This is a genomic window from Mycobacterium paraense, assembly GCF_002101815.1.
In the GTDB taxonomy this organism is placed as follows: domain Bacteria; phylum Actinomycetota; class Actinomycetes; order Mycobacteriales; family Mycobacteriaceae; genus Mycobacterium; species Mycobacterium paraense.
This window is the reverse complement of record NZ_LQPM01000009.1, coordinates 80,502-99,131: the sequence shown is the minus strand read 5'-3', so window position 1 is coordinate 99,131 and position 18,630 is coordinate 80,502. Positions and strand designations below refer to the sequence as shown.

At 70.7% G+C, this 18,630-nt stretch carries 22 protein-coding genes; 14 read left to right on the top strand and 8 right to left on the bottom strand.

Annotated elements, in window-relative coordinates:
- Nucleotide 1 precedes the first annotated feature (1 nt).
- Nucleotides 2-628 (bottom strand): peptidase M50, encoded by a 627-nt coding sequence (locus AWB89_RS08675; protein WP_085172864.1) that lies wholly within the window; start codon nucleotides 626-628, stop codon nucleotides 2-4.
- A gap of 92 nt (nucleotides 629-720) precedes the next feature.
- On the opposite strand from AWB89_RS08675, the gene AWB89_RS08670 reads away from it, so the two are divergent.
- From AWB89_RS08670 to AWB89_RS08650, 5 genes are read left to right on the top strand one after another with little or no spacing between them, the layout of a single operon-like run.
- Nucleotides 721-2,019: an adenylosuccinate synthase gene (locus AWB89_RS08670; RefSeq protein WP_085172862.1), complete on the top strand. Its 1,299-nt coding sequence runs from the start codon at nucleotides 721-723 to the stop codon at nucleotides 2,017-2,019.
- Complete coding sequence (locus AWB89_RS08665; protein ID WP_085172860.1) at nucleotides 2,016-2,654, top strand: PaaI family thioesterase; 639 nt, start codon at nucleotides 2,016-2,018, stop codon at nucleotides 2,652-2,654. Before AWB89_RS08670 ends, AWB89_RS08665 begins: the two co-directional genes overlap by 4 nt.
- Before the next feature lie 29 nt (nucleotides 2,655-2,683).
- Nucleotides 2,684-3,871 (top strand): formate-dependent phosphoribosylglycinamide formyltransferase, encoded by a 1,188-nt coding sequence (gene purT, locus AWB89_RS08660; RefSeq protein WP_085172858.1) that lies wholly within the window; start codon nucleotides 2,684-2,686, stop codon nucleotides 3,869-3,871.
- Nucleotides 3,868-4,290 (top strand): rhodanese-like domain-containing protein, encoded by a 423-nt coding sequence (locus AWB89_RS08655; protein WP_085172855.1) that lies wholly within the window; start codon nucleotides 3,868-3,870, stop codon nucleotides 4,288-4,290. The genes purT and AWB89_RS08655 overlap by 4 nt, the downstream gene beginning before the upstream one ends.
- The gene (locus AWB89_RS08650; RefSeq protein ID WP_085093024.1) at nucleotides 4,287-5,501 is read left to right on the top strand and encodes an O-succinylhomoserine sulfhydrylase; all 1,215 of its coding nucleotides are present in this window, start codon (nucleotides 4,287-4,289) and stop codon (nucleotides 5,499-5,501) included. The genes AWB89_RS08655 and AWB89_RS08650 overlap by 4 nt, the downstream gene beginning before the upstream one ends.
- Here the strand turns inward: AWB89_RS08650 and AWB89_RS08645 are convergent.
- Nucleotides 5,498-6,874 (bottom strand): NAD(P)/FAD-dependent oxidoreductase, encoded by a 1,377-nt coding sequence (locus AWB89_RS08645; RefSeq protein WP_085172853.1) that lies wholly within the window; start codon nucleotides 6,872-6,874, stop codon nucleotides 5,498-5,500. The two genes, AWB89_RS08650 and AWB89_RS08645, sit on opposite strands and share 4 nt — an antisense overlap.
- Before the next feature lie 50 nt (nucleotides 6,875-6,924).
- On the bottom strand, nucleotides 6,925-7,176 hold the full coding sequence (locus AWB89_RS08640; protein ID WP_085093020.1) for a hypothetical protein: 252 nt from the start codon (nucleotides 7,174-7,176) through the stop codon (nucleotides 6,925-6,927).
- Nucleotides 7,177-7,286: 110 nt separating this feature from the next.
- Here AWB89_RS08640 and AWB89_RS08635 point away from each other — a divergent pair, with 110 nt between their 5' ends.
- Together AWB89_RS08635 and AWB89_RS08630 are read left to right on the top strand one after the other, a co-directional pair.
- On the top strand, nucleotides 7,287-7,577 hold the full coding sequence (locus AWB89_RS08635) for a CDGP domain-containing protein (protein WP_085172851.1): 291 nt from the start codon (nucleotides 7,287-7,289) through the stop codon (nucleotides 7,575-7,577).
- A gap of 87 nt (nucleotides 7,578-7,664) precedes the next feature.
- Nucleotides 7,665-8,075, top strand: a complete 411-nt coding sequence (locus AWB89_RS08630; protein ID WP_263993478.1) for a DUF4190 domain-containing protein — start codon at nucleotides 7,665-7,667, stop codon at nucleotides 8,073-8,075.
- Here the strand turns inward: AWB89_RS08630 and AWB89_RS08625 are convergent.
- The 3 genes from AWB89_RS08625 to AWB89_RS08615 are packed head-to-tail and all read right to left on the bottom strand — an operon-like array spanning nucleotide 8,072 to nucleotide 10,626.
- Nucleotides 8,072-8,683, bottom strand: coding sequence for a hypothetical protein (locus AWB89_RS08625; RefSeq protein WP_085172849.1), 612 nt, complete (start codon nucleotides 8,681-8,683; stop codon nucleotides 8,072-8,074). The genes AWB89_RS08630 and AWB89_RS08625 overlap by 4 nt on opposite strands.
- Nucleotides 8,684-8,695: 12 nt before the next feature.
- Nucleotides 8,696-9,880, bottom strand: coding sequence for an acyl-CoA dehydrogenase (locus AWB89_RS08620; protein WP_085093012.1), 1,185 nt, complete (start codon nucleotides 9,878-9,880; stop codon nucleotides 8,696-8,698).
- Nucleotides 9,881-9,885: 5 nt separating this feature from the next.
- A complete protein-coding gene (locus AWB89_RS08615; RefSeq protein WP_085093010.1) occupies nucleotides 9,886-10,626 on the bottom strand; it encodes an SDR family NAD(P)-dependent oxidoreductase in 741 nt (246 codons plus the stop codon).
- A 69-nt stretch (nucleotides 10,627-10,695) separates the two neighbouring features.
- On the opposite strand from AWB89_RS08615, the gene AWB89_RS08610 reads away from it, so the two are divergent.
- From AWB89_RS08610 to AWB89_RS08585, 6 genes are read left to right on the top strand one after another with little or no spacing between them, the layout of a single operon-like run.
- On the top strand, nucleotides 10,696-11,067 hold the full coding sequence (locus AWB89_RS08610) for a DUF3054 domain-containing protein (RefSeq protein ID WP_085093008.1): 372 nt from the start codon (nucleotides 10,696-10,698) through the stop codon (nucleotides 11,065-11,067).
- Between the two features lie 17 nt (nucleotides 11,068-11,084).
- Nucleotides 11,085-12,005, top strand: coding sequence for a class I SAM-dependent methyltransferase (locus tag AWB89_RS08605; protein WP_085172847.1), 921 nt, complete (start codon nucleotides 11,085-11,087; stop codon nucleotides 12,003-12,005).
- A 10-nt stretch (nucleotides 12,006-12,015) separates the two neighbouring features.
- On the top strand, nucleotides 12,016-12,504 hold the full coding sequence (locus tag AWB89_RS08600; protein WP_085093004.1) for a GNAT family N-acetyltransferase: 489 nt from the start codon (nucleotides 12,016-12,018) through the stop codon (nucleotides 12,502-12,504).
- Nucleotides 12,501-13,598, top strand: coding sequence for an LLM class flavin-dependent oxidoreductase (locus AWB89_RS08595; protein WP_085172845.1), 1,098 nt, complete (start codon nucleotides 12,501-12,503; stop codon nucleotides 13,596-13,598). The genes AWB89_RS08600 and AWB89_RS08595 overlap by 4 nt, the downstream gene beginning before the upstream one ends.
- Nucleotides 13,595-14,716 carry an LLM class flavin-dependent oxidoreductase gene (locus AWB89_RS08590; protein WP_085172843.1) on the top strand — a complete coding sequence of 374 codons (1,122 nt, stop codon included), beginning with the start codon at nucleotides 13,595-13,597 and terminating at the stop codon, nucleotides 14,714-14,716. Before AWB89_RS08595 ends, AWB89_RS08590 begins: the two co-directional genes overlap by 4 nt.
- Nucleotides 14,713-16,059: an NtaA/DmoA family FMN-dependent monooxygenase gene (locus AWB89_RS08585; protein ID WP_085092998.1), complete on the top strand. Its 1,347-nt coding sequence runs from the start codon at nucleotides 14,713-14,715 to the stop codon at nucleotides 16,057-16,059. Before AWB89_RS08590 ends, AWB89_RS08585 begins: the two co-directional genes overlap by 4 nt.
- Here the strand turns inward: AWB89_RS08585 and AWB89_RS08580 are convergent.
- Nucleotides 16,056-16,517, bottom strand: coding sequence for a SpoIIAA family protein (locus AWB89_RS08580; protein WP_085172841.1), 462 nt, complete (start codon nucleotides 16,515-16,517; stop codon nucleotides 16,056-16,058). The two genes, AWB89_RS08585 and AWB89_RS08580, sit on opposite strands and share 4 nt — an antisense overlap.
- Before the next feature lie 94 nt (nucleotides 16,518-16,611).
- On the opposite strand from AWB89_RS08580, the gene AWB89_RS08575 reads away from it, so the two are divergent.
- Complete coding sequence (locus tag AWB89_RS08575; RefSeq protein ID WP_085172944.1) at nucleotides 16,612-17,802, top strand: FAD-binding domain; 1,191 nt, start codon at nucleotides 16,612-16,614, stop codon at nucleotides 17,800-17,802.
- Nucleotides 17,803-17,821: 19 nt separating this feature from the next.
- Here AWB89_RS08575 and AWB89_RS08570 read toward each other — a convergent pair whose 3' ends face one another.
- Nucleotides 17,822-18,568 carry an MBL fold metallo-hydrolase gene (locus AWB89_RS08570; protein WP_085092992.1) on the bottom strand — a complete coding sequence of 249 codons (747 nt, stop codon included), beginning with the start codon at nucleotides 18,566-18,568 and terminating at the stop codon, nucleotides 17,822-17,824.
- Between the last annotated feature and the right edge of the window lie 62 nt (nucleotides 18,569-18,630).

The following is an 18,630-nucleotide window of genomic DNA, read 5'->3' as shown; positions in this document are numbered from 1 at the left end:
GCTACCGGACCAGCAGCCAACCTTCGACGTTGCGGTAGAACGTCGACCGGCGCGCCGGGCGTGGCGCCGCGACGCCGTCGCGCACGACGGTGACGCCGGTGCTGCCCAGCTGGGCCGCGCGGCCGGCGACCCACCGGCGCCAGGGTCCGCCCGGCAGCGAGGCCCGCAGGCCCGGCAGGGCCAGCGTCGGCTCGACGCGCACGGCGGCGACCTCGCCGTCGAACAGGGTGGTGTCGTCGACGACCGCCTCGCCGCGCAGGAGCCGCCCGCCGTCCGCGGGCAGCCAGCCGGCCCGCCCGACGACCGCCGATCCGGTCTCGTCGCGGACCAGGGTCACCCGGTGCGCCGCGCCGCTCAGGGCGCGCCGCGCCGCGCGCCGTCCGGCCGGCAGGCGGTAGATCCGGGTGGCGCGGGTGCGGCGGGGCGGCACGTAGGCCACCTCGACGTCGAGCCGGTCGGCGCGCAGCAATCCGGTCAGCACCGCGGCCAGGTCCGCGTCGGCGCCGACGACCGCCAGGCGCCGGTACGGCCCGATCGCGGCGTCGATGTCGGCCGGGTGCACCGGCAGGCCGGTCAGCGGCCCGGGCAGCCGCCGGTCGCCGAACACCAACACCCCCACGGTTTCCATGCGTCAGTCGCAACCTCCTGAGACAGGGCTGGGATAGGGTGTGTCACCGGCTGGACCACAATAAGCAGGCGAGATCAGGTTGGAGCAACGTCATGCCGGCAATCGTCCTCATCGGCGCCCAATGGGGCGACGAGGGCAAAGGTAAGGCCACTGACCTGCTCGGCGGGCGCGTGCAGTGGGTGGTGCGCTATCAGGGTGGCAACAACGCCGGGCACACCGTCGTCCTGCCCAGCGGCGAGAATTTCGCGCTGCACCTGATCCCGTCCGGGGTGCTGACGCCCGGCGTCACCAACGTGATCGGCAACGGCGTGGTGGTGGACCCCGGGGTGCTGCTCGACGAGCTCAAGGGCCTCGAGGACCGGGGCGTGGACACCACCAAGCTGCTGATCTCCGCCGACGCGCACCTGCTGTTGCCCTACCACGTCGCCATCGACAAGGTCACCGAGCGCTACATGGGCAACAAGAAGATCGGCACCACGGGCCGCGGCATCGGCCCGTGCTACCAGGACAAGATCGCCCGGCAGGGGATCCGGGTCGCCGACGTGCTCGACCCCGAGCTGCTGACCCACAAGGTCGAGGCCGCGCTGGAACTGAAGAACCAGATCCTGGTCAAGATCTACAACCGCAAGGCGCTCGACCCGCACCAGATCGTCGAGGCCCTGCTGGAACAGGCCGACGGCTTCCGCCACCGCATCCGCGACACCCGCCGGCTGCTCAACGTCGCGCTGGAGGCCGGCGAGACGGTGCTGCTGGAGGGCTCCCAGGGCACGCTGCTGGACGTCGACCACGGCACCTACCCCTACGTGACGTCGTCGAATCCGACGGCGGGCGGCGCGTGCGTGGGGTCGGGGATCGGCCCGACCCGGATCACCGCCGTGCTGGGGATCCTCAAGGCCTACACCACCCGGGTGGGCTCCGGGCCGTTCCCCACCGAGCTGTTCGACGAGAACGGCGAATACCTGTCCAAGACCGGCGGCGAATTCGGCGTCACCACCGGGCGGCGCCGGCGCTGCGGCTGGTTCGACGCGGTCGTCGCCCGCTACGCCACCCGGGTCAACGGCATCACCGACTTCTTCCTGACCAAGCTCGACGTGCTCTCCAGCCTGGAAACGGTGCCGGTGTGCGTCGGCTACCGGATCGACGGGGAGCGCATCGGGGACATGCCGATGACCCAGAGCGACCTGCACCGCGCCGAACCCATCTACGAGGAGCTGCCCGGCTGGTGGGAGGACATCTCGGACGCCCGGGAGTTCGACGACCTGCCCGCCAAGGCACGGGATTACGTGTTGCGGCTGGAAGAGCTTGCCGGAGCCCACATTTCGTGCATCGGCGTCGGTCCCGGACGCGATCAGACGATCGTGCGCCGCGACGTCCTGGCGGCCCGCCCGTGACCGAGGCGGACCCTAAAGAGCTCGATCCCGAATACGAACACCACGGCGGCTTTCCCGAATACGGCCCGGCCAGCCCCGGCCCGGGTTTCGGCCGGTTCGTCGCGGCGATGCGGGCCCTGCAGGACTTGGCCGTGTCCGCGAACCCCTCCGACGACGTCTGGGACGACGCGGCCGACCGCGCCGCGGCCCTGGTGGAGGTCCTGCGCCCGTTCCGGGCCGAGGAGGGCCAGGCGCCGGCCGGGCGGACGCCCGACCTGCCCGGCATGGGCAGCCTGCTGCTGCCACCGTGGACGTTGACCCGGTACGCCCCCGACGGCGTCGAGATGACCGGATACTTCAGCCGGTTTCACGTCGGCGGCAATCACGCCGTGCACGGCGGCGTGCTGCCGCTGCTGTTCGACCACATGTTCGGCATGATTTCCCACGCCGCCGGGCGGCCGATCAGCCGCACGGCGTTCCTGCATGTCGACTACCGCAAGGTCACCCCGATCGACGCGCCGCTGGCGGTGCGCGGGCGGGTCACCACGGCCGAGGGCCGCAAGGCGTTCGTCGCCGCGGAGCTGGTCGACGCCGACGACACGGTCTTGGCCGAGGCCAACGGCCTGATGGTGCGGCTGCTTCCCGGCCAGCCCTAGCCTGCGGGGAACCGACCTATCCTTGAGCGGTGACTGACGGCTTGACCGAAGGACAGGACGACCAGACGACGGCCCTGGCCGTGCCCCCGGACGCCGCGCCGCCCGCCCCGGCCGACGCCCGGCCGGCGGTGCTGCTGCTCGGTTCCGGCGAGCTCACCCGGGAGCTGGCGATCGCGCTGCGGCACCTCGGCGCGCGGGTGGCCGCCGTCGAGGAGCGCCTGACCGACCCCGACGAGCTGTCGCGGGCGATTCGACAGCACCAACCGGAGTTCGTGGTGACGGCCACCGACGCGGTCGCCGCCGGGGCGCTGGCCGACGGCCACGACCACGAGCGCACCGAACTGGTGCCGAACGCCCGCACCGTGCGGCTCACCGCCGACCGCGAGGCCCTGCGCCGGCTGGCGGCCGACGAGTTGGGGCTGCCCACCGCGCCGTTCTGGTTCGTCGGATCGGTCGGCGAACTGCAGGCGGTGGCCGCGCACGCCGGGTATCCGTTGCTGGTGAAGCCGGTGTCCGGGCGGGGGCACTCGGTGGTCTCCGGGCCGCATGACATCGAGCCGGCGTGGCAGCGCGCGGTGGGCAGCACGGCGGGCCGGGTGATGGCCGAGACGGTCGTCGACGTCGACTTCGACGTCACCCTGCTCGCGGTCCGCAAGGACGGCCCGAGCGGCCCGGTGTTGGAGTTCTGCTCACCGATCGGCCATCGGGACGCCGACGGGGCCGTCCTGGAGGCGTGGCAACCCCAGCAGATGAGCGACGCCGCGGTGGACGCGGCCAAGTCGATCGCCGCGCGCATCATCAAGGCGCTGGGCGGGCGTGGCGTCTTCGGCGTCGAGCTGATGATCAAGGGCGACGAGGTGTACTTCTCCGACGTCACCGCGCACCCGCCCCCGAGCGTCTGGGTGACCGTGCGCAGCCAGCGGCTGTCGGCGTTCGAGCTGCACGCCCGGGCGATCCTGGGCCTGCCGGTCGACACCATGATGATGTCGCCGGCCGCCGCCCACCTGATCGACGCCGGCCACGACGGCGGGTCCCGGGGCGTCGACGCGCTCAACGCGGCGCTGCGGGTGCCGGAAAGCGATCTGCGCATCTTCGACCCGCAGCATCGCCCCGCCGCGCTCGGCGTGGCACTGGCCACCGCGCCGGACGTGGCGGCCGCGCGCGACCGCGCCCGGCAGGTGGCGAACGCGCTGAATATGCGAGACTCACGCGGATGAGCTACGCAGGAGACATCACGCCCCAGCAGGCGTGGAAGCTACTCAGCGACAACCCCAACGCCGTGTTGGTCGACGTGCGCACCGACGCCGAATGGCGCTTCGTCGGGGTGCCCGACCTGTCGACCCTGGGCCGCGACGTGGTCTACATCGAGTGGGTGACGGGCAACGGGATGCCCAATGCGAACTTCGCCGACGAGCTGAACCGACAGGTCCCGGCGGCCGAGACCGACGAAGAGCGGCCCGTGATCTTCTTGTGCCGCTCGGGCAATCGCTCCATCGGCGCGGCCCAGGTGGCCACGCAACTGGGCATCACCCCGGCCTACAACGTGCTGGACGGTTTCGAAGGTCAGCTCGGCGCCGACGGTCATCGCGGTGAAACCGGTTGGCGCGCGGTCGGATTGCCCTGGAAGCAGCAGTGACCGATTCGGTCCGCACGCCCAAGGCGTTGCCCGACGGCGTCAGCCAGGCCACCATCGGCGTGCGCGGCGGCCTGCTGCGGTCCGGTTTCGAGGAGACCGCCGAGGCGATGTTCCTGACGTCCGGCTACGTCTACGAGTCGGCGGCCGTCGCGGAGCAGTCGTTCACCGGCGAGCTGGACCATTTCGTCTACTCCCGCTACGGCAATCCGACCGTGACGATGTTCGAGGAACGGCTGCGCCTGATCGAGGGGGCGCCCGCGGCGTTCGCCACCGCCAGCGGCATGGCCGCGGTCTTCACCTCGCTGGGCGCGCTGCTGGCCGCCGGCGACCGGCTGGTCGCGGCGCGCAGCCTGTTCGGGTCGTGCTTCGTGGTGTGCAACGAGATCCTGCCGCGGTGGGGCGTGGAAACGGTTTTCGTCGACGGCGACGACCTCGCGCAGTGGGAGGAGGCGCTGTCGGTGCCCACGACGGCGGTGTTCTTCGAGACGCCGTCGAACCCGATGCAGTCACTGGTCGACATCGCCGCGGTGACCGAGCTCGCCCACGCCGCGGGCGCAAAGGTGGTGCTGGACAACGTCTTTGCCACGCCGCTGCTGCAGCAGGGCTTTCCGCTCGGGGTGGACGTCGTGGTGTACTCGGCCACCAAGCACATCGACGGCCAGGGCCGCGTGCTGGGCGGCGCCATCCTCGGCGACAAGGAGTACATCGACGGCCCCGTCCAGAAGCTGATGCGGCACACCGGCCCGGCGATGAGCGCGTTCAACGCCTGGGTGTTGCTGAAAGGCCTTGAGACGATGGCCGTTCGGGTCGAGCACGGCAACTCCTCGGCGCACCGCATCGCCGAATTCCTGGAAACCCACCCGGCGGTGAGCTGGGTGCGCTACCCGTATCTGCCGTCGCACCCGCAGTACGACCTGGCCAAGCGGCAGATGTCGGGCGGCGGGACGGTGATCACCTTCGCGCTCGACTGCGCCGAAAACACAGCAAAGCAACGGGCTTTCGAGGTGCTGGACAAGATGCGGCTGATCGACATCTCCAACAACCTGGGCGACGCCAAATCGCTGGTGACTCACCCGGCGACGACGACCCACCGCGCGATGGGGCCGGAGGGTCGCGCCGCAATCGGGCTGGGCGACAACGTGGTTCGCATCTCCGTCGGCCTCGAGGGCACCGACGACCTGATCGCCGATATCGATCAGGCCCTGAGCTAACCGGCCTTTTCGGCCGCTTCGATGCGTTCGGCCGCCGCGAGCGTCCCCTCTTGCGCCTGCCGCTCCACCCAGTCCACCACGGGCCGGGCGTACATCATCTGGCTGGTGATCGCCATCTGGCCGCGGGTGCGGCCCAGGAACGAGATGCCCCAGGAGAACATGGCGGCGATGCGGTTGCGGAAGCCGACCAGGTACAACAGGTGCAACAGCAACCACGCCAGCCAGGCGATGAAGCCGCCGAACTCCAGCTTGCCGACCTTCGCGACCGCGCTGTACCGCGAGATCAACGCCATGCTGCCCTTGTCGAAGTACTTGAACGGCTTGCGGTTGGCCGGGTCGTCCTGGCCCTTCACCGCCTGCTTGATCAGCCCGGTGGCGTAATGCGCGCCCTGGATCGCGCCCTGGGCCATCCCCGGCACGCCGGGCACCGACATCAGGTCGCCGATCACGAAGACGTACGGGTGGCCCTTGACGGTGAGGTCGGGCTCGACGATCACCCGCCCGGCGCGGTCGGTTTCGGTGCCGTCGGACTGCTCGGCGATCATCGCGCCCAGCGGGCTGGCCTGCACGCCCGCCGCCCAGACCTTGCAGGCGCATTCGATGCGGCGCTCGGTGCCGTCTTTGTCCCTGACCGTGATGCCCATGTAGTCGACCGTGGTCACCATGGCGTTGAGCTGGACGTCGACGTCCATCTTGCCCAGCCGCCGTTGGGCTTTCAGGCCGAGCTTCTCGCCCATGGGCGGCAGCACCGCCGGCGCCGCGTCGAGCAGGATGACCCGGCACTCGCTGGGCGTGATGGTCCGAAACGCCCCGGCGAGCGTCCGCTCGGCCAGCTGGACGATCTCGCCGGCCAGCTCGACGCCCGTCGGCCCCGCGCCGACGACCACGAAGGTGAGCCGGCGTTGGCGTTCGGCCGGGTCGGTGGCGACCTCGGCGGCCTCGAACGCGCCGAGGATGCGAGCCCGCAACTCCAGGGCGTCGTCGATGCTCTTCATGCCGGGCGCGAAGGCGGCGTACTCGTCGTGGCCGAAATACGACTGCTGGGCACCGGCGGCCACGATGAGACTGTCGTAGGGCGTCACCGTCTGCAACCCCATCAGGTGCGACGTGACCGTCTTGGCCTTCAGGTCGATCGTGCCGACCTCACCCCACAGCACGCGCACGTTCTTCTGCTTGCGCAGGATGAGGCGGGTGGTCGGGGCGACGTCGCCTTCGGACAAGATCCCGGTGGCCACCTGGTACAGCAACGGCTGGAACAGGTGCGTGGTGGTCTTCGAGATCAGGGTGACGTCGACATCCGCCCGCTTGAGCGACCGGGCCGCATTCAGACCCCCGAACCCGCTACCGATGATGACAACGCGATGGCGCGACATGCTCTCCAGCCTATGTTGTCAGGCGCAGCGTGATTCGGGCAGCGCGCGCCTCACCCTGCGGTCGGGCACATGTACTTGTCCGCGAACGTCGCACAGGTCTGCGGCAGCGGCTGATCCGGGCCGTAACCGCCGGCGCCCTTCGGGATGACCAACAACCACCCGCGGTCCTGGCACAACAGGACGGCGGCGCCCGGACCGGGCCGGACGGTGCCGTTGACGCACGGATCCGCGTGCGCCACCGTCGGGACGCTGAGCAACACCGACACGATCGCGGAGCAGACCGCGATAACGACCGCCCTCATAACAGATCCATGCTAGCCCCGGCGGGCGCCTCACGGTGACCTGGATCACAGGGCCGCGGAAGCGGTAGCGTCGTGGCGAGGCCCCAGCGGCGACGTCACGGGAGGCAACCATGAGGCGCAGCATCGTCGGAGGGTTGGCCGCCATGCTGGTGGCCTCGGGACTGATCGCCGCGGCGCCGCCTGCCGGTGCCGGCTGCCTCTACGGCGGGCCGGTGCTCAGCAAGTGCGATGGACCCGTCCAGCCCGACGGGACCTGGCAACGCTGCGTGGCGGCCCCCCAGTTGGTTCCGCACGGGGCCAGCTCCTACCTGGTGCCCGAACGGCGCTGCGACGTGATGGGCCCCGACCAGCGCCCCGGCGATCCGGGGTTGGCCGACCCGCCGACGCACATCGACGGCTGAGCCGAAGGGCGCCTGCGCGGCCGATCGAATGCCCCTTCACCAGGCGAAACGGGAGTAGAGTGTTGCCTCTCGATGGAGGAGGCTGCCGTGACGGAACAACCGCCTAGCTACCCACCCCCGCCACCGGGCGGTTACGGCTATCCGCCGCCTCCCGCAGGCGGTTACGGTTACCCGCCGCCGCCCGGGTACCCGCCGCCACAGATGGTCGGCACCAACGGTTTCGCCGTCGCGTCGTTGGTGTGCTCCCTGTTCGGCTGGGTCTGCATGTTCATCGGGGCCTTCCTGGGCATCATCTTCGGCTTTGTCGCGCTGTCCCAGATCAGGAGAACCGGCCAGAAGGGCCGCGGCATGGCGATCGCCGGCATCGTCATCGGCGCCGTCGTGCTCGTCGCCGGCATCGCGATATGGACCATTGCGGCCCTGCTGCCGCACTCACCGAGCACGGATTCGGGCGCCCCGGCGGTGGTGGTGAAAACCGCTCACGTGCAAGCGATTTAGAACGGCCAGGCTGCGGCGTTGGTCTTGTATTTGGCGTTGAGCGCGGTGCAGAAGTCGTCGGCCGTGCCGGCGAGGAAGATGTAATAGGCCTCGGCGTTGCTGCGGCGGCTGTCGAAGGAATTGGGCGTGGTCCAGCCGCTGTTGCACATCGCGGTGTCGCTGCCGAGGGTGGGCCTTCGCCAATTGGTCTTGGCGCACGCGGTCAGCGCGTCGACGTTCGGGGTGGCGCTCTTGGCGGCGACCAGCATCGCTCCTCCCCACTGCCCGTCGTTACGCCGGTAGGCGCGCGCCCCGAACCCCGCGTTGTTGGTCTGGCACGCCAATGCCCGCTTGAGCAATCCGAAGGGGGCCGCGAGCTGCGGGTTGCTCACCGCCGCCGCGGCGTTGATGAACTGGGCCGCGTCCGGGCCGTCGACCTCCTGGACGTTCGGATTGCCCAGGCCGGTCAGCTGCTGCGCGATCCCGGAGTTGTTGCCGCCGCCGACGATCGGCCCGCCGCCGCCCGAGGTCATCGGCGGCAGGGTGACCGGGTCGGCGACCGCCGCGGGCGCGCACAGGAGCCCGCACGCGGCGGCGAGGACACCGATCCGATAGGCCACGGATTTCATCATCGACTCCCCTCAGCGGAACGCGTCGCTGCCGGTGAACGCCTGGCCGAGCACGAGCTGGTGCATCTCCGGCGTGCCCTCGTAGGTCAGCACCGACTCCAGGTTGACCATGTGCCGGATGACGGGGTATTCCAGCGATATCCCGTTGCCGCCCAAGATGGTTCGGGCCGTCCGGCAGATCTTGATCGCCTCGCGGGTGTTGTTGAGCTTGCCGAAGCTGACCTGCTCGGGGCGCAGCCCGACGCCGTCCTTGAGGCGACCGAGGTGCAGCGACAGCAGCTGCCCCTTGTGCAGCTCGACGGCCATGTCGACGAGTTTGGCCTGCGTCAGCTGGAACCCGGCGATGGGCCGGCCGAACTGGGTGCGCTGCATGGCGTAGTCGAGCGCGGCCTGCCACGCCGAGCGCGCCGCCCCCATCGACCCCCAGATGATGCCGTAGCGCGCCTCCGACAGGCAGGACAGCGGACCCCGCAACCCCCGCGCCTCGGGCAGCATCGCGTCGGCGGGCACCCGCACGTCGTCGAGCACCAGCTCGCTGGTGATCGAGGCACGCAGCGACAGCTTGTGGTGAATGGTGTTCGCGGCGAAGCCGGGAGTCTTGGCCGGAACGATGAAGCCGCGGATCCCGTCGTCGGTGGCCGCCCACACGATCGCCACGTCGGCGACCGAACCGTTGGTGATCCACAACTTGCGGCCGTTGAGCACCCAATCCGAGCCGTCCTGTCGCGCCCGCGTTTTCATCGCGGCCGGGTCGCTCCCCACGTCGGGTTCGGTCAGCCCGAAGCAGCCCAGCAGTTCGCCGGCGGCCATGCCGGGCAGCCACTGCTGCTTCTGCTCCTCCGAGCCGAACTTCCAGATGGCGAACATCGCCAGCGACCCCTGCACGGACACCATCGACCGAATGCCGGAGTCGGCGGCCTCGAGCTCGGTGCAGGCCAGGCCGTAGTGCACCGCGGAGGCCCCGCCGCAGCCGTAGCCGTGCAGGTGCATGCCGAGCAGGCCGAGCTCGCCGAACTGCTTGGCGAGCTGGCGCACCGGGAGGTCGCCGATCTCGAACCATTCCCCGATGTACGGCAGGACGTGCTCGGCGCAGAACTTCCGCACGGTGTCGCGCACCGCGAGCTCGTCGCCGGACAGGGAAGCGTCCAGCCCCAGGGGATCGTCGCGGTCAAAGGCGGGGGGCGCATCGGTGCTCATAGGAGTCAGCCTGCCATCGTTAGGCCGCCGCTCACACTGATCACCTGTCCGGTGATGAACGACGCGGCGTCGGACGCGAAGAACAGCACCGGCGCGGCGACCTCCTCGGGCCGCGCCAGCCGGCGAAACGGGATCGCCTTGACCAGCGCTTCTTTCAGTTTTTCCGGTTGCGCGTGGAACAGCGGCGTGTCGGTGGGGCCCGGGCACACGCAGTTCACCGTGATCTGGTGGCGGGCCATTTCGCGGGCCAGCGACTTGGTCAGCGCGATGACGCCGCCCTTGGCGCCGGCGTAGACGGTCTCGCCCGCGCTGCCGACGCGGCCGGCGTCGCTGGCCAGGTTGACGACCCGGCCGCCCGCCTGCGCGTCGATCATGCCCGGCAGGAACGCGCTGCAGACGTGCACCGGGCCGAGGTAGTTGATGGCCACCACCTTGGCCGCGAATTCCGGTGTGGCATTGAGGAATTGGTCGGTGCGGTCCCACCCGGCGGCGTTGACCACGATGCTGGGCACGCCGACCTCGGCATGGGTCCTGTCGCGCAAGACCTCGACCCGGGCTGGGTCGGCGACGTCGACCGGCAGCGCGGTGATCAGCCCGGGCGCCGCGTCGGCGGTGGCCTGCGCGGCCGCCTCGTCGATGTCGGCGGCGACGACCCGGTCGCCCTGCGCCGCGAACGCCAGGGCCACCGCCCTGCCGATGCCCGACCCGGCGCCGGTCACGACCGCGAGCCTGCCCCGGGTATTCATCGGTGCCGAATTTAGGTTCACCGCGCCCGCGGGGTCAAGGATGCCCAGCTCGCCCGGTAGTCTCGCGGCATGCTTCGGCTCCGCGGGCTGGCCTGGCTCGCTGTGGACGTCATCGCGGTGCTGGTGTTCTGCGCCATCGGGCGCCGCAGCCACGACGAAGGGCTCAACCTCGGCGGCGTCGCGACGACGGCCTGGCCGTTCCTGTCCGGGACGGCCGTCGGGTGGCTGGTGTCGCGCGGCTGGCGGCGGCCCACCGCGGTGGCCCCCACCGGGGTGATCGTCTGGGTGTGCACCGTCGCGGTCGGCATGCTGTTGCGCAAGGCCAGCTCGGCGGGCGTGGCGGCGAGTTTCGTGGTGGTCGCCGCGTCGGTCACGGCGGTCCTGTTGCTCGGGTGGCGGGCGGTCGCCGAACTGGCCGTCCGGCGCCGCGCCGACCGCTGAGCAGTCCCGAGAAGACCATGCCAGGCGCCCGCTGGAATCCCGCCGCCGGCCAGGGTTTGGCCACCACTTTCGACGCGGTCGTCCGGGCCGTCGCCACCAACAAGGGGCTCCTCGACGACCCCTTCGCGGAGCGGTTGGTGCGCGCCGCGGGGGTGGACTATTTCACCCGGGTGATCGACGACGAGCGATATGCCGCGGACGGCGGGGGCAACCCGGTCGCGACCGGGCTCATCTACGTACAGGCGGCCTACGGCAAGTTCTCCGACGAATTTCTCGCCGACGCCGGCAGGGCGGGCATCCGCCAGGTGGTGATCCTGGGCTCGGGTCTGGACACTCGGCCCTACCGGCTGTGGTGGCCGCGGGGGACGACGGTGTACGAGATCGACCGGCCCGAGGTCCTCGACTTCAAAGCAGACGTGCTGCGGGGGCTCGACGCCAGCCCGACGGCGCATCGCCGCGCGGTCGGCGTCGACCTGCGCCAGGATTGGCCGGCCGCGCTGCGCCGGGCCGGCTTCGACGCCGCCGCGCCCACGGTGTGGATCGCCGAGCAGCTGCTCGTCGGCTACCTGCCACCCGACGCCCAGCACCGGCTGTTGCAAGACATCACCCGGGTGAGCGCGGCCGGCAGCCGCTTCACGGCGGACCACATGGCCGCCTGGACGCCGGCGCGGCAGGCGGCGCGGCAGGCGTTCGTCGACTCCTGGCGCCGGCACGGCCTGGACGTCGACCTGGCCAGCCTGATGTACCCGGGCGAATACCGTTACGTCCCCGAGTATCTGGCCGCGCACGGCTGGGACACCGCCGAGCGGAACGTCGTCGAATTGTTCACCGCCCTCGGTTTGGCCGATTTGTGGCGTGGCCGCCCGGAGGACGTGGAGCTGGTCCCGCGGTATGTCACGGCGTTTCGGCCCGGAATGCTTCCCGGCAACGAGCGTTAGACGTTAGGTGATGACGGAAATCGAGCTCGAATTCGTCGCGGCCACCCACGACGACCCGCTCGCGCAGCCGCTGCTCGCCGAGCTGGCCGTCGAGTACGCGCAGCGGTACGGCGGCACGCCGGACGCGCACCTGGCCTGGCTGCCGGTGCCGGCGGACGAGCTGGCGCCGCCCGACGGCGGCCTGCTCATCGGCGTGGTGGACGGCGTGGCGGTCACCGGCGGGGCGTTCCGGCGCTTCGACGCCCAGACCGCCGAGCTCAAGCGGGTCTGGACCGACAGCGCCCACCGCCGCCGCGGGTACGCGCGGGCGCTGCTGGCGGCGCTGGAGGCCGAGACCGCCGCGCGGGGTTACCGGCGGCTGTACCTGATCACCGGCAACCGCCAGCCCGAGGCCGAGGCGCTGTACGACGCGACGGGTTACGCCCGCATCGCCCCCGCCGAGCCGCTGCCGGACTGGGGGCCGTTCCGGCCGATCGCCTTCGAAAAGTGGCTGCCATGACCGGTCAGCTCCACCTGGGCGTCGCGCTCGACGGCTACGGCTGGCACCCGCACGCGTGGCGGCCGACCCTGGCGTCGCATCCCCACACGCCGTCGGTGCTCGACGGCCGCTACTGGGCGGAGCTGGCGGCCACCGCCGAGCGCGGGCTGCTGGACTTCCTCACCATCGACGACTCCTTGATGCCCCAGATCGGGCGGAGCTCCCGGATTCATCCTGACCGGCTGACCGGCCGCGCCGACGCCGTCCTGGTCGCGGCCCGCATCGCCCCCGCGACGCGACACATCGGGCTGATCCCGGTGGCCACGGTGACCCACACCGAGCCCTTTCACGTCTCCAAATCCATTGCGACCCTTGACTTCGTGTCGCACGGCCGGGCGGGCTGGCAGCCGCGGGTGAGCGCCACCTCGCACGAGGCGGCCCTGTTCGGCCGCCGCGACGTCTCCGGGGCTCCGCTGTTCGACGAGGCCGTCGAGTACGTCGACGTGGTGCGCCGGTTGTGGGACAGCTGGGAGGACGACGCGATCATCCGCGACGTGACCACCGGCCGGTACGTCGACGTCGACAAGCTGCACTACATCGACTTCGCCGGAAAGTTCTTCTCCGTCAAGGGGCCGTCGATCACGCCGCGACCGCCGCAGGGCCAGCCGGTGGTGGCCGCGCTGGCGCACGTCGGGCCCGCCTATGAGTTCGCCGCGGCCGGCGCCGACGTGGTGTTCATCACGCCCACCGACGACGCGTCGGTGCGAAGCATCCTCGACGAGGTGCGCGCCGCGGGCGGCGCCCACCTGAAAGTCCTTGCCGACGTGGTCGTTTCGTTCCGCGGCGAGGACGACTTCTCCTCCGATGCCCTCGTCTTCACCGGCAGCGCAGCGGAATTGGTGGACATGGTGGTGGGCTGGCAGCGGCTGGGCGTCGACGGGGTGCGGCTGCGGCCGGCCGTCAACGCCGCCGACCTGCCGGTGATCGTCGACGAGGTGGTGCCGCTACTGCAGCGAGCCGGCCGCTTCCGCACCGCCTACCGGCCGGGCGAAACCCTGCGCGCCCGCCTGGGCCTGCCCGTGGCGCCCAACCGCTACGCGGCGGTGCGCCGATGACCCCGGTGCCGCTGTCGATCCTGGACCTGGCGCCGATCAGCTCGGGCGGCGACGTGGCGACGGCGTTGCGCAACACCATCGAGCTCGCCCAGCACGCCGAGCGGTGGGGTTATCGCCGGTTCTGGATCGCCGAGCATCACTTCGTCGCGGTCGCCAGCGCGGCACCGGCCGTGCTGATCGGACAAATCGCGGCCGCCACCAACACGATTCGCGTGGGCTCGGCGGCCGTGCAGCTCAGTCACACCACGGCCGCCGCGGTGGTCGAAAGCTTCGGCATGCTCGACGCGTTCTATCCGGGCCGCATCGACCTCGGCCTGGGCCGCTCGGCGCAGCGGCGGATCACCAAGCCGCGATCCCCGCGACCCCCCAGACCCGAACCGTCGCGCGAGTGGCGCGAGGTGAACGGCGTGGTCATCCCGCCGCCGTTCGATCTGCGCAAGCTGCTGGGCAGCGGCCGCGTGCAGGCGACCCAGGCGATCCTGCAGCAACCCGAGGCCGTCGCGCCCGACTTCGAAGAGCAGCTCGGGGACATCATGGCGATGCTCGCCGGAACCTACGAGGTCGACGGCTTCGACGTGCATGCCGTGCCGGGGGAAGGCGCCGCGCTGACGCCGTGGATCTTCGGCAGCAGCAAGGGCCGCAGCGCCCAGGTCGCCGGCGCGCGGGGGCTGCCGTTCGTGGCCAGCTACCACCTCACCCCGGCGACGGCCCTGGACGCCATCGACGCCTACCGCGACGCGTTCGTCCCGTCGCCGGCGCTGCCGCGGCCGTACGTGGTGGTGTCCGCCGACGTCGTGGTCGCCGACGACTCCGCCACCGCGAAGCACCTGGCGTCCAGCTACGGGCATTGGGTGTATTCGATCCGGGCCGGCGGCGGCGCCGTTCCCTACCCCGACCCCGACGAGTGCGCCCCACTGACCGACGAGCAGCTGGAGGTCGTGATCGACCGGGTGGCAACGCAATTCGTCGGCAACCCCGACGAGGTCGCCGAGCGGTTGGAGAACCTGCAACGCGCGACGTGCGCCGACGAACTCGTCATCACCTCGGTCACTCACGGGCACGCTGACCGGTTGCGCTCGCACGAACTGATCGCCAAAAGGTGGGGGTTGACATCATGAGCCGCAAGCCGATTCACCTGGCCGCGCATTTCCCGGGGGTCAACAACACCACGGTCTGGACCGACCCGGCCGCGGGCAGCCAGATCGAGTTCGAGTCGTTCGTGCACCTGGCCCGCACCGCCGAACGGGGATTGTTCGACTTCTTCTTCCTGGCCGAGGGGCTGCGGCTGCGCGAGCACCGCGGCCGCATCTACGACCTCGACGTGGTGGGCCGCCCGGACACGTTCACCGTGCTGGCCGCGCTGGCGGGCGTCACCGACCGCATCGGACTGACCGGGACCATCAACACCACCTTCAACGAACCCTTCGAGGTGGCAAGGCAATTCGCGACGCTCGACCACCTGTCCGGCGGGCGTGCCGGCTGGAACATGGTGACCTCGTCCGACGCCTTCACCGGCGCCAACTTCCGTCGCGGCGGCTTTCTGGATCACGCCGACCGGTATTCGCGCGCCGAGGAGTTCCTCACCGTGGCCCGCCAGTTCTGGGACAGCTGGGCGGCCGACGCCGTGCTGGCCGATGTCGATGCCGGGATGTACGTCGACCCCGACCGCATCCGCGGCGTCGCGCACCGCGGTCCGCAGTTCGACGTGCGCGGGTTCGCGACGCTGCCCGCCGGCCCGCAGGGCCACCCGATATTGCTGCAGGCCGGCGACTCCGCCGACGGTCGCGCGTTCGGCGCCCGCAACGCCGACGCGCTGTTCACCCTGCACTCGTCGCTGGAGGACGGCCGGCGCTATTACGCCGACGTCAAGGGGCGCGCCGCGTCCTACGGCCGGGATCCCAACGATCTCAAGGTCTTTCCGGCGGCGACGTTCGTCATCGGCGACACCGACGCCGAGGCGCAGGACAGGGCACGCCACATCCGCTACCAGCAAGTCAGCGGTGCGACGGCGATCGCGATGCTCGAGCAGGTGTGGGGCCGCGACCTGTCGGCCTACGACCCGGACGGCCCGCTGCCCGACGTCGATCCGGTCGTCGACAGCGACATCACCCAGGGGCGCGTCCGGCATGGCGACCCCATGGCGGTCGCCCGCCGCTTCCGCGAGCGCGCCTCGGCCGAGAACCTGTCCATCCGCGAGGTGATCATCGCCGTTACCAGCCGCCAGCAGTTCGTCGGAACCCCGCAGCGCATCGCCGACGAGATCGACACGTACGTCCAGGCCGACGCCTGCGACGGGTTCATCCTGGTGCCGCACCTGACGCCGCACGGGCTGGACGAGTTCGTCGACCGGGTGGTGCCGCTGCTGCAGGAGCGCGGCGCGTTCCGCACCGAGTACGCCGGCGAGACGCTGCGGGATCACCTGGGGCTCAACGAGATTGCTCCGGCATCCCGGGGCCGCTAGGGGACGACGAGCCTGACGAGGCTTGCGACCGCCGCGCCGGTTCCACCGATGTAGGCCTTTGCCATGTCGCGGGCGGAGGCGCCGCTGCCGGCCGGCAACGACGCCAGCCACGCGGCCGCGTCATCGCGTTCGTCGTCCGCGAAGACCCGCACCGGGCAGGGCATCCACGCGCCGATGCTGCGGGACGGCGCCCGGATCCAGCCGCGGTCGCTGACGACTGCGCAGCCATCGAGCAGCCGCACGTAGCTCGCGCCGAGCCGGGTATCGGCCCACAGCGCGCCGGGGGTGATGCGCCGGAATCCCGGGCCGAACTGGTAAAGCAGCCGCATCCGGCCACCTGTTCGTCGCGCCCGATCGACCAGCGGCGCGAAGACGCGGTGGTAATCCGCGGCCGTCACGGTGCCAACGGCTTCCAGCGCCTGCACCCCTGCGGGCATGCCCGTAAGTTCTTCCAGCACAACGGCCCCCTTAACCCGGGCTCGCATTAATTTGCCTAGTGCAACTATTGCACTATGATATGGTTATCGCAATGCGCAGGAGAGGGGTATGCGCATGAAGGTCGCCATCGTCGGCGCCGGGATCGCCGGCCCCACGCTCGCGTACTGGCTTTGGCGCTGCGGCCACGAGCCGACCCTGATCGAGAAGGCGCCGCGGTTGCGCACGGGCGGCTATGCCGTGGATTTCTGGGGTGGCGGGTATGGCGTCGCCGAACGGATGGGGCTTACTCCCGAATTGCACGCCGCCGGTTACGCGGTGCAGGAGCTGCGGCTGGTGGACCGGAATTCGCGGAAGGTGGGCGGCTTTTCGGCGGAGTTGTTCCGGCGCAACCTCGATGGCCGCTTCGTCACCCTGCCGCGCGGCGATCTGGCGGCCATGATCCACCGCTCGCTCGAAGATCGCGTCGAAACCCTGTTCGGTGAAAGCGTTTCGGCCATCGCGCAAGAGGACGCGGGCGTGCTGGTCACGTTCGAGCGCGGCCAGTCACGCCAGTTCGACCTGGTCGTCGGCGCCGGTGGCATCCATTCGCCCGTGCGCGGCCTGGTGTTCGGCCCGGAATCGACATTCGAGGTGGACCTGGGCTACCGCGTGGCAGCCTTCGAAGCCGAGGGCTATCAGCCGCGCGACGAGCTCGTCTATCTCGCGTACTCGACACCCGGTCGCATGGTCTCGCGATTCGCGATGCGCGGCGAAAAAACCTTGTTTCTCTTCGTTTTCACCGCCGACCACATGAGCGGCCCCGATCCCCAAGACGCGTCCGGGGTCAAGACCACCCTGTCCCACGTTTTCGGCGACGCCGGGTGGGAATGCCCCGAAATCCTCCGCGAACTGGACCGCGCCCCCGAGGTGTACTTCGACCGCGTGAGCCAAATCGTCATGGACCGCTGGTCGCAGGGGCGGGTGGCGCTCGTCGGTGACGCCGCGGCCGCAGTCTCGCTGTTGGCGGGGGAGGGGACCGGTCTGGCCATGGTGGAGGCGTACGTGCTGGCCGGTGAACTCAGCCGCGCGGGCGCCGATCACCGCGAAGCGTTTCGCCGCTATGAACGCCGGCTGCGCCCGATCGTCGAGGCCAGGCAGCGGTCGGCGCGCGCGTTCGCCTCGATGTTCGCGCCGAAGACGTCGCTCGGCTTGTGGACCCGAAACCAGGCATCGAAGTTGCTGGACATCCCATGGGTGGCGGGCCGGATCGTCGGGCGCGAATTCCGCGACGACATCGGTCTGCCCGAGTACGTCGCTCAGCGCTAGCGGGAGGCGCGGATCCGCGTCATTGCGCCCGCTGGAGCGCCGCTTCCGTCGCCTCGCGGATCGGCCCGCGCCACACGTCGCCGTGACCGGGCAGCAGGACCTCGGTGTCCAGTACGGCCAGCGTGCCCAGGCTGCGCAGGCAATTCTGCTGGTCGTGGCTGAACACCGCCGGCAGCAGCTGCGGCCCGCCGCGACGCAGCAGCGGGTGCCCGGTGATCAGCGCGTCGCCGCTGGCCAGCACGCCGTCGACGACATACGAGCAATGCCCGCCGGTGTGCCCCGGAGTGGCGATCGCCGTCGGGTTGCCGGGTAGGCCCGCGGCCACCTCGGCGGTCAGCGGCCGTGTCGACGGGATGCCGTCGCGGATCAGCCCGCCGTTGCGCACCACGTGCGCGCCCCACACCGCCCACCGCGGCCGCCAAATGCGCAGCGCCACATCGAAAATGGACACCTGCTCCAGGTACTCCCGCTTGGCGTGGCCCACCTCGTCGGCGTGGCAATACACCGGGGTGCCGTGCTCGCGGGCGAACCAGATCGCCGAGCCCAGATGGTCAATGTGCGCGTGCGTCAGCAGGATGGCGCGCACGTCGCCCGCGCCGTAGCCCAGCTGGGCCAGCGACGCCAGCACGTCCTCGCGATCGCCGGGGTAACCGGCGTCGATCAGCATCACGCCGGTGCCGTCGACGACCAGCGTCCAGTTAACGGCGTGGCCCTGGGCGAGGTACACGGTGTCGGTGACCTGATCAAGAGTCGGTGCCGATCCCATGCCCGCGAGTGTAGGAGCGATCGCAAGCACGGCGATGCCGGGCGCGGCGGGTCGGGACCATC